The organism is Roseivirga sp. BDSF3-8, from assembly GCF_041449215.1.
In the GTDB taxonomy this organism is placed as follows: domain Bacteria; phylum Bacteroidota; class Bacteroidia; order Cytophagales; family Cyclobacteriaceae; genus JBGNFV01.
In genome coordinates, this window is the sequence record NZ_JBGNFV010000001.1 from 61380 (window position 1) to 80891 (window position 19512).

Annotated in this window: 3 protein-coding genes; all 3 read right to left on the reverse strand. The window is 45.5% G+C overall.

The features are described from left to right. Positions 1–4 precede the first annotated feature (4 nt). From AB9P05_RS00175 to AB9P05_RS00185, 3 genes are read right to left on the reverse strand one after another with little or no spacing between them, the layout of a single operon-like run. Entirely contained in the window at positions 5–3385 is a 3381-nt protein-coding gene (locus tag AB9P05_RS00175) for an amino acid adenylation domain-containing protein (RefSeq protein WP_371906796.1), read from the reverse strand. After that, positions 3382–13053, reverse strand: a complete 9672-nt coding sequence (locus tag AB9P05_RS00180; protein WP_371906797.1) for an amino acid adenylation domain-containing protein — start codon at positions 13051–13053, stop codon at positions 3382–3384. Before AB9P05_RS00180 ends, AB9P05_RS00175 begins: the two co-directional genes overlap by 4 nt. Positions 13054–13065: 12 nt before the next feature. Next, on the reverse strand, positions 13066–19512 hold the full coding sequence (locus AB9P05_RS00185) for an amino acid adenylation domain-containing protein (RefSeq protein WP_371906798.1): 6447 nt from the start codon (positions 19510–19512) through the stop codon (positions 13066–13068).

A 19512-nucleotide genomic window follows, 5' to 3' on the forward strand; every position in this document is an offset into this window, starting at 1 on the left:
GATACTATATTTCAATCTTCTTCATGTTTACTTTCTTTTCGCGCATGGCCTTCTGCTTTTGCAAAAAATCGATATGAGAAGAGAGATCTTTTACAGACCTGAGATTGAAAAGAGATCTCATTTCTACGGTAAGTCCAAGCTCTTTTTTAATTCTGGTACTTATACGAATGGCCTTCAGGCTGTTGCCCCCCAAATCAAAGAAGTCGTCTTCCGTTCCTACCCTTTTCAGGTTGAGCTCTTCCTGCCATATACCGGCGAGTTTTTCTTCTGTTTCGGTAGACGGGGCTACGTAGTCCTTCTGCCGGTACAGGGTCTGAGGTACCGGCAGCGCCTTGCGGTCAATCTTGCCACTGGCGGTCAGCGGCATCTCTTCCAGCTTGATGAATAAATCCGGAATCATATACTCCGGAAGACTCTCTTCCAGTACCAGCGTAAGCCCTTCCTTAATGCTATTGGCATCTACCAGTTCGTTTGATACCACATAGGCTACCAGTTGCCTGGAGCCCGTGTGGTCATCTACGGCCAGCACCGCCGCCTGGTCTATGTTGTATAACTCATTTAGCACCGACTCGATCTCTTCCAGCTCTATGCGGTAGCCCCGTACCTTTACCTGGTGGTCCTTACGCCCGTGGAAGGCTATGCTACCATCTGCCAGCCAGCTCCCCAGGTCACCTGACCGGTACAGCTTCTTACCTTCGGCAAACGGATTGTCGATAAAACGATCGGCCGTGAGTTCTTCACGGTTCAGGTAGCCCCTGCTCAGGCCGGGGCCACCGATGCATATCTCCCCTATCGCTCCTTCCGGCTGCAGGGCATCCATCTCATTCAAAATGTACACTCTTGTGTCCCCTATAGGCTTCCCTATGGAAAGAGGCAGGTAGCTGTCGGCCGTTACTTTATATTCAGTGGCTGACACAGTCGCTTCAGTAGGACCATACTTGTTATAGATGGCTACTTTGCCTTCCCATTCTTTATACAACTCCCGGTCAAAGGACTCTCCGGCCGATACAATCCGCTTCAGGCTGAAGGCGGAATCGATCACCAGCGCACGCAGGAAAGAGGGGACCGCATGCAGGTGGGTCACCCGGTAGTCGGCCAGCAGACGGGTAAACTTCTGACTGTCCAGAAGATCCGCTTTCCTGGGCACTACCAGCCTGGCACCGTTCACAAGGCCCAGGAATACCTGCTCTACCGAGGCATCAAAGGCTATGTTGGCGAACAGAATGAAGGTATCGGCACGGTCTACACCAAAATAGGCACTCTGAGTGGTCAGGTAGCCGGCGATGCTGCGGTGCTCGATCATCACGCCCTTGGGAGTACCCGTGGTACCGGAGGTGTAAATAAGGTAGGCGAGCTGATCACCATCGATGCTTACCTCAGGAGCGGATGACGGATAGGATTCCAGTTCTTCTGCAAGTTCATCCAGGCAGATCACGTCTATCTCATCCTCGTAGTCCTCATAGATGTGAGACAGATCACTATCACTGAGCATGTACGCGCATTCGGTATCTTCGAAGATGAAGTCCAGACGCTGCTGCGGGTAGCTGGGGTCTACGGGTACGTAAGCGCCCCCGGCTTTGAGTATACCCAGGATGGCGACAAACATATCCAGGGAGCGATCCATACACAGGGGCACCAGGGTATCGGTCTCTACCCCGCGCTCTGCCAACAGGTGAGCCAGCCGGTTGCTGCGCTCATCAAGTTGCTGGTAGGTGAGCTCCTCGCCTTCGCAGATGATCGCCGTAGACTGAGGGACGGCTTTGGCCTGTGCGGCAAACATGGTCACCAGGTCCTGATGTTCTGTGGCCACACTTTCACCGGTGCTGAAGGTGTTCAGCAGCTTCTCACGCTCATCTTCGGCCAGGAAGTCTACCATACCCACAGCCTTTCCAGGCTCAAGCAACACAGCCTCCAGCAGTTGCTTATAGTGCAGAATGAAGCGCTCTATAACTGACTGCTCATATACGTCTGTATTGAAGCCGATGGTCAGGTTGACACCCTCCTGTACTTCTGAAAAGTCAAGCTCCAGGTCAAACTTCACGCTACCTTTACCAAAGTCCTGGAAGTCATCGGGGTACTTTGTGCCGGCGGGTACGGGACCGTTATAGTCCAGCAGTACATCGAATATAGGATTTCTGGCAGCATCCCTCTTTGTATCCAGGCCTTCCAGCAGTTCGTCAAAAGGATACATCTGGTGCTTGTAAGCATTGGTAGCTGTATCTTTACACTTCTCAAACAACTGGTCAAAGCTGTCTGTAGCTTCAGCACGTGTTCTCAGAGCAAGAGTATTGACATAAAATCCGATCTGGTCATCAAGATCGGCATGGTCACGGCCTGCAACTGCATTGCCGAGCACAATATCTTCTTCCCGGCTATACCTATAAAACAAAGCCTGAAAGGCAGTATACAATCCGGTGAACAGGCTTCCGTTTTTAGCAGTAGTATATTTTCTCAGGCTATTGACAATGTCAGGAGAAATATGTGTCCCAAGTCTTTTTCCGTTAAATGACTTTACTGCAGGCCGCATTTTACCTGAGGGGAGGTCTAGTTTGGGCAACTCTCCGCTGAGTTGTTCATGCCAGTACTTTTTGTGTCCTTCATAGGTTTTACCATCCAGTTCAGCTACCTGCCAGGCTGCATAGTCTTTATACTGTATCCGCAGTGGGGAAAGGTTGTGCGCGGTACTGTTCAGGAAGGCATTGTAGAATGCCATTACATCCCTGGATAATATGCCCATAGACCAACCATCACTTATGATATGGTGCATTACATAATGAAACACATACTGCTCTTCTGATAATTGAAGGAGGCTAGCCCTAATCAATGGCCCTTTATCCAGATCGAATGGTATACTAATATCCTTTTTAACATATGCCTGGATAGCCGGCTGTGGCGTAAGCTCTGCTCTGAAATCTATGTAGTCAATAGTAAAGCTCAGTTCATCCGGAGAAAGTATAAATTGCTTTACTTCTCCTTTTTCGTCTTCTCTAAAAACGGTCCTGAGAATCTCATGCCTTTCTATAGCAGCATGTATCGCTTTCTGAAAGCTCTCTACATCATAGGTGCCGTCCAGCATGATCTGCTTAGACATGTTGTAGGCCACAGAACTTTCGGGGGATTGGCTGGCTACCCAAAGGCGGTACTGTGCATTGGAAAGGGGATAACTATCCTTCTTTTCACACACCGGAATTTCGGTGTATTTTTTTGCTCTGACTGTATGCTTTCGGCTTTTATCCAGGTAATCGGTAAGCTGTTGTTTATTGGATTTAATCTCCGCCAGCAACTGCTTATCAATGTCAGCACTGGAGGCATAAAGTTTCAGTTCGCCCTCAACGACCTTTAAAACGATACCTTCTCTATCAATTTTCTTTAATAGCTCTATCATAGTTCAATCTCGTTAAGGGACTGATAAGAATTTTCGATGTCATCCTGCTTGAGGGTGTAATCAATATGGAAGGCCAGGTCGCTGATAGTACTGAATTCAAACAGGGTCTGAATTTCGATGACCAGCTCCAGCTTCTTCCTGATCTTTGATGTGATTTTCACCAAATCCAAGCTGTTACCGCCCAGTTCGAAGAAGTTATCTTTAACCCCTATTTTATCGATACCCAACACTTCCTGCCAGATGGCGGTGATCTTCTCTTCGGTTTCGGTAGAAGGCGCTACATATTTCTCTTGAGTACCTATTCCGGCCTGAGGTTTAGGAAGAGCATTTTTGTCAATCTTACCATTTGAAGTAAGGGGTATTTCAGAAATAGGAACGAATACACGCGGTATCATATAATCGGGTAGGTATTCCTGTAACTTTGCATGCAGCGCTTTTCCGTCTGGCGCTTCATCAGTCACTACATAGGCAATCAATTGCTTCAGACCTTCGCGCCCCTCCACAGCAACCACAATGGATTTTTTGATATTATCTATCTGATCCAGTACGGCTTCGATTTCGCTTAGCTCTATACGGTATCCGCGCACTTTGACCTGCTTATCTATCCGGCCGAAGTACTCGATATTACCATCAGGAAGCCAGCGACCATTATCGCCGGTTTTATAAAGGAGTTCTCCTGTCCTGAAAGGGTTTTCTATAAAGCGCTGCGAGGTAAGCTCTTCACGATTCAGGTATCCATCGGCCAGATTATGTCCGCCAATATATATTTCGCCGATAGCCCCTGCAGGCTGTGGCTGGAACATATTGTTCAGTATATAGACGGCCGTGTTAGAAACTGGCTTACCTATAGGCAGATGATGGCTGACCTTTTGAGTTTGTGAAGAGGTATAAACATAATGGGTCACAACGTGCGTTTCTGAAGGGCCATAATGATTATGCAACTCGACCTCGGGGTTGTCTTCTAAAAAGGCCTTAAGCCCCTCTGTAAGTACAAGTTGTTCTCCTGAAGAAATTACCTGTTTGATGCTGTGCCCTACAAAGTCATCCGGTTGGTTGATACTATAGAAGCTAACCATAGCAGAGTAAGGAAAACTAAGAACTTCAAGGCTGTTTTGTATCACGTATTGGCGTAAGGCAATAAAATCCAGCTTCTGGTTTTCGTTGACAATATGCAACTCGCCGCCATTGGTAAGGGAAGCAAATACATCCTGCACAGATACATCAAAACTGAACGAATTGTACTGTAGGTGCTTACCTCTTCGGTCAATCCCCGAAGCGGAAGACTCCCAGTTGATGAGGTTGCGCAGCATTTTGTGCGTCTGAACCACGCCCTTTGGTGTTCCGGTAGAACCTGAGGTATAAATGATAAAAGCATTATCATTCAGGTTGCAATGGTTAACAATATTGTCGCTTCTGTTTTGCAGTGATGTACTATCTATAAAGCTTACATCCTCTTTTATAGTCTGCACTACTTCCAGCGAAGTATCGGCAACCAGTTGAGTAATCCCTGCATCTTTCAGTATGAATTTGATCCTCTCAACCGGGTAGGTAGAATCTATCGGAACATACACTCTTCCGGATTTCATGATACCTAGCAAACTGATTACGCTTTCGGCAGATCTGGCCAGCAGGACGCCTACGGGCGTTTGATCATTTGTTTCTGACAAACGACCTGCCAGTGAATCTGACATCTTATCGATATCACTATAAGTCAGGCTTGCCTGCTCAGATACCACGGCTCTTTGGTCAGGTGTTTTCTGTACCTGTATTCTCAGAAGATCTATCACAGTTTGTTCCTCAGGGTAGGTAACGGTGGTGTGATTATGTTCCGCTAACCTTTTTGCCTCTTCAGCACCTAACAGGTCTACAGCGCCGAGTTGTACATTGTGCGTTTCTCCTAGTTGTTTTATCAAACTCCTGAAGTGTCCTGCAAAAGATTTTATAAATTCATCTGAGTAAATGTCTTCATTATAAGACAGGTCTAATTTCAGACCATTTTTGAATTCCTTAAAAGTAAATTCAAGGTCATAATTTACTTTTACATCCCCTCTTTCAATCAGATCTGTCCCTTCACTGAATGGCAGGGTTACTTCATTCGAATCTGACGTATTCTGAAGTATCAGCAGTACGTCAAAAATTGCATTGCGGCTGGTGTCCCTCTGCAGATTCAGATCCTCAACCAGCCTGTCGAAAGGATACTCCTGATGACCATATGCCTCTATTACGTCTTCTTTCACTTTATTGAAAAAGGCAGGGAAAGTATCACGGCTGTCTAGCCCGGTCCTGAGCGGCAGGGTATTGACATAGAAACCGATCTGATGCTCCAGCTCATTATGGCCTCTTCCTGCAACTGGGCTACCGATTATGATATCGTCCTGTCCGGTATAGCGGTGGAGCAATACATTAAGGGATGACAGAAGGTACATGAATAGTGTACCCTGCTGTTCTGCAACAAAACTGTTTATGGCCCTATTATCATCTTCGCCGATCAGTAGGCTAATGCGTCTGCCATTAGTGGTCTTCCTGGCGGGTCGCTGTTCATATCCCGGCATCTCCAATACCGGAAGCTCACCTTGCAGTCTAGACAACCAGAACTTTTTATGCTCCCAGAAGTCGTCAGATGCCAGCCGCTCAAGTTGCCAGGCAGCGTAGTCCTTATATTGAATAGTAAGCTCAGGCAGGCCCAAAGGTGCTTCGGCAGCATAGTGCTGGTAATATGCCTGTACATCTCGTGCAATAATATCAAGTGACCATCCGTCACTGATGATATGGTGCATGTTATAATAGAACACATACCCGGCTTCCGATACTTTCAGAATAGCGGCCCGGATTAGGGGGCCGTTAGCCAGATCAAAAGGCTTGTAGGCATCTTCACGGATGTATTCCCTTACGTTTGCTTCAGAATTTCCTGTGGAAGCATAATCATGGTATCCGATATCAAAGTCCATATCGTTTACATCCAGTACTACCTGGCGAATATTTCCTTCTTCATCCTCACGGAAGACTGTACGCAGAATCTCGTGTCTTTTCATAAGGCTTAATACGGCATACCTGAGCTTCTCCAGGTCGTATTCCCCATCCAAATATACCTGGTTAGGCATATTGTAGGAGGCACTTTGCTCTTTAAACTGACTGATAACCCAAAGCCTGCGCTGCGCATCTGAGATAGGATAATCATCCTGCGAGGGTAATGCCGGGATTTGTGCGTACTGAGTCCGCTCAGCTTTGGCCAGCAGGCTGACATGGCTTTCCAATATCCGGTTGGCAAAGACATCAGCCATAGTAAGCTTTATATCGAAAGCTTTATAGTATTCATTTATCAGGCGAACGGCCCGGAGGCTGTGCCCTCCCAGATCAAAAAAATCACCTTTTAGTCCTATATCCTGTCTGTCGAGCACTGTTTCCCAAATAGTTGCGAGTTGTGCTTCAGTATCATTGCGGGGAGCTACATATTCGACTCCACTATCCATATCCATTTCCGCAGGATCGGGTAGTGCCTTGCGATCTACCTTACCATTGGCCGTAAGGGGCATCTCTTCCAGGGCTACAAAGTAGGCAGGCACCATGTATGAAGGGATATGTTCGAGCAGATGCGTGCGTAAAGCAGAGGCTTTTAAAAGCTCTGAACTCGTGTAGTACGCTACAAGATCTTTTTGTCCTGTTCCCGTATCCTTCACCACTACAGCATTAAGTCCTACCTCTTCTTTAGTAGCCAGGGCATTCTCAATTTCTCCAAGTTCTATACGATGCCCCCGGATTTTTACCTGGCTATCTTCACGACCAATAAATTCAAGCTGCCCGTCTGGCAGCCATTTTACCAGGTCGCCGGTTCTGTATATTTTCTCTCCTTTGCGGAAGGGGTTATTGACGAACTTATCCATCGTCAGTACCTGGCGGTTAAGGTATCCTCTTGCCACGCCATCGCCTCCGATACAAAGTTCTCCGGCAGTACCTGCAGGAGCCAGAGCAAGCCTCTCGTTCAGCACATACACCCGCGTATTACCGATAGGCTTGCCGATGGTTACTTTTTCATCTGCTCGCAGCCTTGATATGCATGACCATATGGTGGTTTCCGTAGGTCCGTACAGGTTCCATAGCTCGTCAGTCCTGGAAAGTAACTGTTGTTTCAGTTCGTCAGAAATGGCTTCGCCTCCTGATAGAAGTTTAATATTGCTATAGCCCCAATCGTAATTAAGCAACATCTGCCAGTGGGAAGGTGTCGCCTGGATGCAGTTAGGCGCTTTTGCCTTTATAGCTGAAGCTATAAGCGCAGGATCTTTATGTTCTTCGTCACTGATAAGTATTAACCGCCCTCCCCACATCAGCGGAGACATAAACTCCAGTATGGAAATGTCAAAGGTAAAGGTGGTAAGACTTAACAGTCTGAGGTCACTACCAAAACTCAGGTAGTCTTTCATGCTGTAAAGAAAGTTTGTGAGTGGCTTGTGTTCTACCATCACTCCTTTGGACTTACCCGTACTACCTGAGGTGTAGATGACATAGGCCAACTGTCCGGTCGAGGGTAAGCTGATCTCTGCTTCTTCAGAAACGGTTTGTGTCAATACCTTCCCTATTTCTATGACCTCAAGGGTAGGATAGTTTTCCAAAGCATTTACTGCGTTCCTTTCAGATACCGCAAACCGGGCCCTGGTATCTTCCAGTACGAAAGCTATACGCTGTTCCGGATAAGCAGGGTCTACCGGTACATAAGCACCTCCGGCTTTCATAATACCCAGTATGGAAATAATCATTTCCGGAGAACGGCCCAGGCACAAAGGCACTAGCTCTTCTTTTTTCAGCCCTTTGGCTAACAGGTATTTGGCCAACTTATCAGACCAGCTATCAAGCTCCCTGTAGGTAAGAGTACCTTCTCCGTATTCTATGGCTACAGCTTCGGGAGTCTGCTTAGCCTGCTTTTGAATGACATCAATAACAGTAAGCGCTTCAGGGTATTCAAAATCCGTATTATTATACTCTTTCTGCAGTAGTTCATTTTCCTTTTCTGTAAGGAAATTCATAATGCTGACATGTCGCTGGGGCTTATCCAACATCATGTTCAGCAATATTTTATAGTGTTTCAGGAAGTCTGAAATAACGGCTGTCTCGTATACATCGTCGTTATACATGATCACAACGTTTACCCCGTTATCCACTTCTGTGAGGTGTACTTCCATATCAAACTTGACCATGCACTCGCCAAGATCAAGAATGTCGTCTGTATGAGAGAAGGTATAGTGACTGCCTGAGACACCGTGATAGTCAATCAGAATATCGAACAGCGGACTTCTGGCCATATCACGTTGAATACCCAGGTCGTCAATAAGCTGATCAAAAGGATAAGCCTGGTGTTTGAAGGCCCTTAGCGTATTTTCCTTAATTTGCTGGCATATGAAGTCGAAAGAACTAAATGCATCTATCTTATTCCGTAGGGCCAGTGTATTGATGTAGAAACCGATCTGGTCTTCCAGGTCGGCGTGCTCTCTACCAGCCACTATGTTGCCCACGGTAATGTCTCTTTCACCGGTATAGTGATACACCATGACTTTGAAGGCTGCCAACAGCCCCATAAAGAGGCTTCCATCCCTGGCTACCATAAAGTCTCTGAGCCTTGATGTGGTCTTCTCGGAAACCCTGACAGCGAGAGATTTACCCCGGTAAGTTTTGACCGCAGGTCTTTTTTTCAGCGAAGGAAGGTCTATGGCAGATACAGGCTCTTTGAACTGTCCGAGCCAGTAATCTTTATGTAACTGGAAGTCAAGAGAGGCCATTTGTTCGGCCTGCCATCCGGTGTAGTCCTTAAACTGGATATTGAGCACAGGCAGTTCAGGGGTATCACCTGCCATAAATGCCTGGTAGAAAGCCGACACATCACGTGCCATCACCTGCATAGATAGCTGATCGCTGATGATATGATGCATGTTGTAATAGAACACATGCCTTTCATCAGACAAACGGATGATGGCGGCACGAATGAGCGGACCGGTTTTCAAGTCAAAAGGCTTATATGAATCCTCAGCTATATATAACTCAGAAGCTTTCTGCGGATCTGTTTCGCCGCTCAAATCTACCCGCGGAATATTAAAGCCCAGTTCTTCTCTGCTGCGAATGTACTGGCGTACCTCATTTTCCAGGTTATACTTAAATACTGTACGCAGTATTTCATGTCTGTCTATCACAGCATATACCGCCTGCGTAAACTTATCCGTATCATACTTACCTTCCAGCAATACGGATTTAGGCATATTGTAAGCCACTGAACTTTGTTCCATCTGACTTACGAGCCACAGGCGAAGCTGTGAGTTGGAAAGCGGATAGCTTTCCGCCTCTTCTACTCTGCTTATCTGCTTCATATGGGCCTTAGACCCTCTCTCCACGAATTTAACGTGATCTATTAATACAGGGCTTTCGAAAATATCGTTAATGGTGATGCTAATATTAAAGGTCTTATGGTAAATGCTGATCATCTTGATGGCGATCAGGCTGTCTCCGCCGATTTTAAAGAAGTTGTCGCTGGTACCGACTCTTTCAATGCCTATTGTATCCTGCCAGATCTGAACCAGTTTTGATTCTATTTCATTAGCAGGGGCAATATATTCGCGCACCTCATCTTCAAAGGGGTCAGGAAGTGCTTTACGGTTTATCTTACCATTTTCCGTAAGCGGAATTTCACCTAGTTGAACAAAATGGTTTGGCACCATATAGCCGGGGAGTGTATTGGATAAATGCTTCTGTATCTCATCCTGCTCCATTTCGCCGTCTACCGCGAGGTAAGCCACTAGCTGTTTCGCCATTCCTTCCTTTTCGTAAGCCAGCACTACGGCATTCTTCACGCCTTTTATACCGGATAGCACTGCTTCTATTTCTCCCAGTTCAATCCTGTAGCCGCGAATTTTTACCTGAAAATCTTTTCTGCCTACAAATGCAATATTACCATCGGGAAGCCACTTTACAAGGTCGCCGGTATTATACAGCCGTTTCCCTTCTTTATAAGGATGGGGTATAAATTTGGCTTCGGTAAGTCCCGGTGCATTAAGGTAGCCCTGGGCCAGGCCGGCACCTCCAATATGCAGCTCACCGGAAACGCCAACAGGCAGCAGTTCCTTACGGCTATCCAGAACAAATATCTCACTATTGGAGAATACATTACCAACAGGCACGGTTTCATAATTTCTGGCCCGTTCCACTTCGTACATCAGTTTACCAATTGTGGTTTCGGTAGGCCCATAATGGTTAAATATGGTTACCGCACTTTGGCTGTTATTGATTTTTTGAATGACGGCTTTTGGTAGTACCTCACCACCGAAAATGATGACTTTTTCAGGAAGCACCAGGTTTTTGCCATTGCACAATGACAGCCAGTGCGAAGGCACAATTTTTATAACATCAATCTTCTCTTTTGCGAAGTAACCTGAAAGGACTACAGAGTCGGTCAGGTTCTTTTTAGAGAAAAGATGCAGTGCTCCACTAGTAGCCAGAGCGCCAAACAGGACAGTATTCCCCAGGTCGGCAGCAGGTGTAGACATAAGGCCGTAGGAATAGCCTGCTTTCAGGTGGAGCCTCTTTACCAGGCCATGTAGGTAATCCACCACATTGATATGGCTTATCAATACACCTTTGGGCTGACCGGTAGAACCTGAGGTATAAATAACGTATGCCAGGTCATCCGCACCACATAGGTTGATATCAGCCTCTTTTATTTCTACCTCCTCAAGCTCTACATCTATGGCAAACATGTCTCCGAAATAAAAATCTATTTCGAACATGAATGAGGTGTCTGTAATGATGAGAGACAGTCCGGAGTCTTCTACAATGTGCTGTTTTCTCGATGTGGGGAAACCAGTGTCCACCGGTACGTATATACAGCCTGCTTTCAGTACACCCATTATGGATATGATAAAATATTCGCTCATATCCATGTAGATACCTACATAGTCACCTTTTTTCAGTTGACTATCATTCAGTAGGTAGTTGGCTACTCTGTCAGCCTTCTCGTTAAGCTCGGCATAAGTAAGTTTATTACCTTCAAACTGTACGGCTATGGCTTCGGGCCTGTCTTTAACCTGTTTTGTAAAAAGGTCGATAAATGTTTCGTCCGCAGGGTAGTCAATGGTCTTGTGATTATGCTGCAGCAAGAATTCTTTCTCCTCATCTAGAAGGTAGTCCACCCTGTTTATTACCTGATCCGGGTTTGCTACCAAACTGGAAATCATGGCTTTATAGTGGACCAGGAACTTTTCCATCAGGGCGGGGTCATACACATCGCGGTTGAAGCTCAGCGCTAGGTCTACGCCACCCTCATGTTCTGCCAGAAATAGCTCCAGGTCAAATTTACTTACTGTAGGCCCATGGTCCTTTATTTCATCGTACCCAAAGGTGTACCCATAGTTGGCTACACCGTGAAAGTCTACTTTTATATCAAAAAGCGGACTTCTGGCGTAATTTCTTTCAATTTTAAGGTCTTCGAGAAGCTTATCGAAGGGGTAGGCCTGATGTTCGGTGGCGCTAAGGGTAGAGGATTTAACTTTGCTGAAAAATTTTCTGAAAGCATCTGTACCATCTACCTGGTTTCTGAGTGCGAGCATGTTGACATAGAAACCAATCTGTTCCTTCAGATCAGAATGGTCACGGCCGGAAACGGGATTACCGATGACTATATCTGTTTCGCCGGTATACCGGTATAGTAGTACTTTCCATGCGGCAAGCAAACCCATGAAGAGGCTGCCACCTTCTTCGGTAGTGAATTTTCTAAGTTTATTGATAATTTCCGGAGACACACGGGTAGCCAGTTTTCTACCATTATGTGTTTTGATCCGGGGCCTGCTCTTTGTAGCTGGCAGATCTAACTGGGCCACGCTATTTCGAAACTGCGAATGCCAGTAGTCTTTGTGATGCTGATAGTCCTCTGTCTCCAGTTGGTTAAGTTGCCAGACGGCGTAGTCTTTATACTGGATTTTCAGAGGGCGTACTACAGGCTGTTTTCCCTGGACAAAAGCCTGGTAGTACTTCATTACATTCTGCGTGAGCACCCGCTGTGACCAGCCGTCACTCACAATATGATGCAGGTTGTAGTAGAAGAGATAAGAATCATCAGCTACCTGAAACAAACCAGCCCTGATAAGGGGGCCTTCAGTCAGGTTAAATGGCTTATGAGAGTCACCGGCTATAAATGTCCGGGCCGCATGTTCGGGGTTTTCTTCTGTTCTGAAGTCCTTATAGTCGATAGTAAAGTTTCCTTCTTCAGGTGATAGGATGATTTGCCTTACTTCACCTGTTTCATTTACTCTGAATACGGTACGGAGAATCTCATGATGGGCTATTACTGCTTTAACCGCATTCTCAAAATGCTTTATATCATAGTCTCCTTTTAACTCAACTGCATTGGGTACATTATAGGCCACAGAGCTTTCTTCAGACTGACTTGCCAGCCATAGCCTTCTTTGGGCATTAGATAGAGGATAGCTGTCCGCCTTTTCCACGGGCTGAATATTGATTTTATTTGCCTGGGGAGAAAATTTCTTAAAAAAGGCAATAAGATTTTCCTTATTCTCCTTCAGCTTTTCCAACAGAGCAGGGTCTATATTATCTCCATCAAAATGAAGCTTCAGGTTGTCCCCGTCTAAAGAGACATCTATCTTATTTCTTTTTAGTTCTTCAATCAAAGAATACATAAATACTCTGTGTTATATCGTGATTGAGTTCTTTCTTTCTACAGCGGGAGCGGATGCCAGATCTATTACTTTGGCCAGCTCCTTAATAGTCGGCATTGCGTAAAAATCTTTTACCGGCACCTGGATATTATACTTATCCTCTATCTGCCATACTATATTCATAAGCTTCAGGGAGTCGCCGCCTATTTCGAAGAAGTTGTCCGTAATCCCTACTTTATCAAGATCAAGGACTTCTTCCCAGATAGTAGCCATGCGTTTTTCTGTATCGGTGACGGGGGCCAGGTAGTTGCGCTGTACCATATCTTCCATACCATACTCCGGCAGAGCCTTCTTTTCCACCTTGCCATTAGGGTTTAGTGGCATAGCGTCTACCTCTACAAAATAGGTAGGCAGCATATAGTCCGGAAGTACGTTGCTTAGGTTATTGCGCAGCTCCTGTTTATCAAAATCGTTCTGGGGTACAATGTAGGCCACCAGTACAGGTCCGCTTTCATGCTGGCCGACGGTCACTACCGCCTGGCTTACGGTAGAATAGGTCATGAGGGCATTTTCTATTTCACCAAGCTCAATACGGAACCCTCTGATCTTAAACTGGTTATCTATCCTGCCCATAAAGTCCACTATACCCTCGGCCCGCCATCTGCCCAGGTCGCCGGTTTTATAAAGTTTTTCTCCAGGTTTGTAAGGATGAGAGATGAATTTCTCTTCCGTAAGGGCTGGTTCTTTCAGGTACCCTCGCGCAAGTCCATCGCCCCCCAGGTAAATTTCTCCTGTGATACCTATCGGCTGAATAAGCATTTCATCATTCAGGATATAGGCCGTACTATTGCTGACCGGAGCACCAATGGGCAGATCTCCATCTACCTGCTGAATGTCATGAGTAAGCGAGAAAGTCGTATTTTCGGTAGGTCCGTAGCCATTTATGATGGTCAGTCCAGGGTATTGCTTTCTGAGCTTTTCGATATGGAATGGTGAAAGCTTGTCGCCACCCGCCACCAGGGTACTGAGTGGCTCAAACAGATCAATCTGCCCGTTTACCAGGTGGTTAAGCCACCCTGAAGTCAGCCATAATACGTTGACACCATGAGAAATGATAGCCTCTTTAAATGAGCGGCTATCCAGCAAATCAGATTTAGAACAAATTACCAGTTTGGCCCCGTTCAGGAGCGGCCCCCAGTATTCAAAAGTGGTAGCATCAAAGGAGAGTGCCCCGGTAGATAGTATAACATCGGACGGCGTGAAGTTATAATAGTTCGTATCCTTCACCAGCCTGGTTATACTTTTGCCCTCAATCATCACCCCCTTTGGCTCGCCGGTAGAACCGGAGGTATACATAACATATGACAGATCCCTGGCTGTGGTATTTATTTCAGGAGCCTGATCGTTATAATCTGTGTCCCCCTGGAATATAGTTATCAGATCTTCATTAATGGTGAAAAGGCAACCACTGTTATTCTCGATATAGGCAATACGCTGAGAGGGGTAGTCCGGGTCTATAGGAACATATGCAGCCCCCATTTTCAGAATAGCAAGCATACTGATAATAACATGCTGATTTCTGCCCAGCTTAATGCCAATAAGGTCATTTTGACTAACCTCAAAATGTGTTAGCAGGTAGTTTGCCAGTCGGTTACTCTGTACATCAAGCTCCTTATAGCTAAGGACTATTTCCTTAAACTCGACGGCTATAGCATCCGGAGTGGAGTCAACCTGCTCTGTAAAGAGCTCTACCAGACTTTTGCCCGAAGGGTAGTCGGTGGTTGTCTGATTAAATTCGTAAAGTATTTTATGCTTTTCCTGTTCAGGCAGGAAGTCAAGTCTGCTGATCTTCTCCTGGGGGTTCTTAATCAGATTAGCTATAATAGCTTTATAGTGCAGCAATAGCCTGTCTATGACTTTCTTCTCGTAAATATCCGTGTTATAGTTGGCTACAATACCGATATTATTCCCTGATTCCAGTATATGAAGTTCTATATCGAATTTGGTCACCCCTCCTCCTAAATCTACTAAGACCTCCTCCTTAAATGAGGGATCGAGCTGTGGTACGGCATGGTGGCTAAGTACTATATCTACCAGCGGATTTCTACTGACGTCGATTCTTATGTCAAGATCGTTTATCAATCTGTCGAAAGGATACATCTGATGTTCGTAAGCATCAAAAGCATCATCTCTTACCTGCTTGTAAAATGTCGAAAACTTATCTTCAGGATTCACCTGGCTTCTGAGTACGGCAATATTTACATAAAACCCGATCTGATCTTTCAGATCTGAATGGTTACGTCCGCTTACAATTGTGCCGGTAATAATATCCTTTTCACTAGTATAGCGATACATAAGGGCCTGCCATGCTGCGGCACATCCCATAAATATGCTACCTCCCGTTTCATTCGCAAATTTCCGCAGCTTTTTTGTAGTATCCGCATCCAGCATAGTGCCTGTACGGTGACCGTTAAAGGTTTGCACCGGAGGCCGCACCTTGGCAGAAGGCAGTTCCAGAAGAGGAATATCGCCTTCCAGCTTATTCATCCAGTATTCCCGGTGTTTCGCATAGGTTTCTCCCTCAAGTTCCTTGAGCTGCCAGGCCGCAAAGTCCTTAAACTGTATTTTCAGAGGAGCCAAGTCGGGCGTTTCTTCTGTCCTGTAGGCCTGGTAGTATGCCATTAGTTCCCTGGACATTACTTCCGTAGACCATTCATCACTTATGATATGATGCAGATTAACATAAAAGATATGCTTCTTTTCTGCCACCTTCAGTAAGGCGGTCCTGAACACCGGGCCGTTACTTAAGTCAAAAGGCTGAAGGGAATCTGACGCGATATATTCTGCTGCTGCCTCTTCGGCATTTTCCTTGCCGGTAAAATCATGAAACGGTATCTCTAAGCCTAACTCCCCGGTACTACGTACTACCTGACGCACTTCGCCCGTTTCATTTTCTTTAAATACCGTTCTTAATATTTCATGCCGGTCCACTACGGAATGTACCGCCCTTTTAAGCGTATCTATATCATATTCACCCTCCAAAGGGAAGCTATGAGGTATATTGTAAGCGATTGACCTTTCGTTTTCACGGCTAATCAGGAACAAACGTAGCTGTGAATTGGAAAGCTGGTAATCAGCAGCAGATTCTATGGGTAGTATTTCTGAATACCGCGTAGAAACAGAGTTTCCCAGCAGAGCTATATGGCTTGAAAGAACAGGGTTGCGGTAAAGATCTCTTATCGTAATACTCTTCGAAAACTCTTTATTGTACTCGCTGACAAGCTTGATTCCCACCAGGCTGTTTCCTCCCAGGTCAAAGAAGCTATCATTAACACCTATTTTCTCCAGGTTAAACACCCTCTGCCAAATATTAACTAACTGCACTTCAATTTTAGTAGAGGGGGCTATATAGTGCTGGTTCGACAAAAACTCAGGGACAGGCAGGGCTTTCCTGTTTACCTTCCCAGTTTTGGTTATCGGCATAGCTTTCAGTGTAATGTACACTTTAGGCACCATATAATGAGGAAGGGCGCTCTCCAATTGCCGGCGAACCTCATCATGCTCGATCTCACCGTTTTTGCAGACGATATAAGCGGCGAGTTGTAAGGACATGCCCTCCGCACCAACGGCCGTTACCACAGCCTGGCTTAAGCCTTCAATCTTTTCCAGTGCGGCTTCAACCTCTCCGGGTTCTATACGATAACCGCCTACCTTGAGCTGGTCATCTTTTCTACCTACAAACTCTATATTGCCATCCGGAAGCCAACGCGCCAGATCACCGGTTTTGTATAGCTTACTACCTTCCTCAAATGGATTGCGGACAAACTTTTCAGACGTAAGTAGGGGATTGTTGAGGTACCCCCTGGCCAGGCTGCTACCGCTAATGCACAGTTCACCGGTAGCCAAAACAGGCATCAGGTTCAGGTCTTCATCCAGTATGTAGGCAGTAGTATTCGATATTGGCTTACCAATAGGTAGTGAAGATGTGTAGTCAGTACTTTGGTTATAATGGTGCCCCAATGGTGCCACCGTAGTCTCTGTAGGGCCGTACTTGTTAATAAATGTATACTTAGCTCCCCATGCTGTGGCCAGTTCTAACGGGCAGCGCTCTCCACCTACCCTCACCCTCTTCAGGCCAGGATAGTCCATCAGTGGTACATTCGCCAGGAATGAAGGAGTAGCGTGCAGGTGAGATATTTCACGTTCTCTTAACAGGCCTGTAAACCTTTCTATATCCTGTATATCTTCTACTGAGGCCACTTCCAGCGTACACCCGCTGGTAAGAGACAGAAACATCTGCTCTACCGATGCATCGAAGATAAAATTTGAGAAAAGCAGCAAATTTTCATCTTTGCTGATGTCAAATTCTTTCCGGTGATGCACAATGTGGTTGTATATCGCATGGTGCTCCACCATCACGCCCTTAGGCAAACCGGTGGAACCCGATGTGTATACTATGTATGCAAGGTCTGAGCCTGCTATGTTTAGCCCCGGGTTGTCTGATTCACTATTTATCAGATCTGTGTCTTCATCCAGGGAAACCACAGGGAGCCCGGTTTGGCCCAGGCTCTGTTTAGATGCTTTGCTACTGATAACCAGACCTGCATGAGTATCCTTTAGCATATGAGTAATTCGCTGGTCCGGAAAAGAAGGGTCTATCGGAACATAGGCAGCACCTGCTTTGAGCACCCCGAGTATACCAATAACCATTTCTACAGATCGCTCTATGCAGATAGGGACAAGATCATCTTTCTGTATATTATTCTTTATCAGGTAATTAGCCACCCTGTTAGTTGCCTCATCCAGTTTAATATAAGAAATGGTGCTATTCCCAAATCTTACAGCCACCTTATCCGGATTCGCCTTAGTCTGAGAGTGGAACATGTCCACAATATTGCCGCTTTCGAAAGACTGTCGGCTAGAATTAAACTGCCGGGTTAGCTTAACCCTCTCTACCTGATTTATGATCTTCAGGCTTTTAACGGGAGCGGTTGTATTATTTAATATATCATTCAGTAAGATTCTAAAATGACCGATCATACTCTCCATAGTCTGCTGATCGTATACGTCCTTATTATAATTCAGTACAAGGTCAACACCCTCACTGACTTCCGTAAGGTTTATAGAAAGGTCATATTTAGCCTTGCTCGCACCTAATACCGTAATACCTGCATCCAGTGAGGTTTTGCCTTCTTTATTGCCGTGATAGTTAAATATAATATCAAATAACGGACTGCGGCTGTTATCCCAGTGCAGGTCCAGATCCTCTACTACCTTATCAAAGGGATACAACTGATTTCTGTAGGCTTCGAGGGTGTCCAGTTTTACATGCTCATAGAAAGTATGAAAGCTGTCATCACTTTTTACCTCATTTCGCAAAGCCAGCATATTAATGTAAAACCCGATCTGTCCTTTCAGGTCGTTATGATCCCGGCCTGCAGTAGTACTTCCTACTATGATATCTTTTTGGCCTGTATACCGGTAGAATAGAATATTCCATGCGGATAACAACCCCATAAACAAACTGCCTCCGTTTTCCACTGTAAAGTTCCGTAACCTGGATATAACCTCAGCCTCGATATGGGTACCTATGCTAAAACCATTATACGTTTTGAATATCGGGCGGCTTTTGGCTGAAGGCAGGTCTATAGTTGTAATCTGCCCGCTAAGCTTTCCCAGCCAGTATTCTTTATATCGATTTTCTTCAATCTGTTTTAACAGCCATGTAGCATAATCCTTATACTGTATGGGCAATGGCGAAGCTTCCACATTAGAGCCGGAGATTAATGCATGGTAGTAGGCCATTACCTCTCCGGATACTATTTCCATGGACCATTCGTCGCTTATAATATGATGCAGGTTAAAATAAAGCTCATACCTTTCATCTTCCGTCTGTAGTAAGGCAGCCCTGAACAGCGGGCCTTCCGATAGATCAAAAGGTAATTTCATATCCTGCTCCACATAGGTATTTGCAGCAGCTACAGGGTCACTTTCACCCCGGTAATCTTTATAAGCAAATGTAAAATGAAAGTGCTCTGCGGGTATAATCGCCTGGCGAACTTCATTTTCATCATTTTCTCTGAATATTGTGCGCAATATTTCATGGCGCTCAACCACCGTACTAACTGCCTTTTGAAAATACGCTACATTATATTGTCCTTCCAATGTAACACGATGCGGCATATTATATGCTACAGAGCCATCTGCACTCTGACTGATTAGCCACAGCCTGAATTGTGAATTGGATAAAGGGTAATCACTTCCTATCTCAATCTTAGGGATCGGTTTAGCAAACACAGCCTGCTTATACTCCTGGTCCTTAAGGTAAGATATAATGTCAGCTTTATTAGACCTGATCTCATCTATGATTTCGGGAGATAGCTTTCCACCATAGGCCACTACATCCAAATCCTCTCCTTTGAGGATCAATTTTACTTTTTGATCTCTAAACTTGTTTAACAACAGTCTTATATCTTTCAT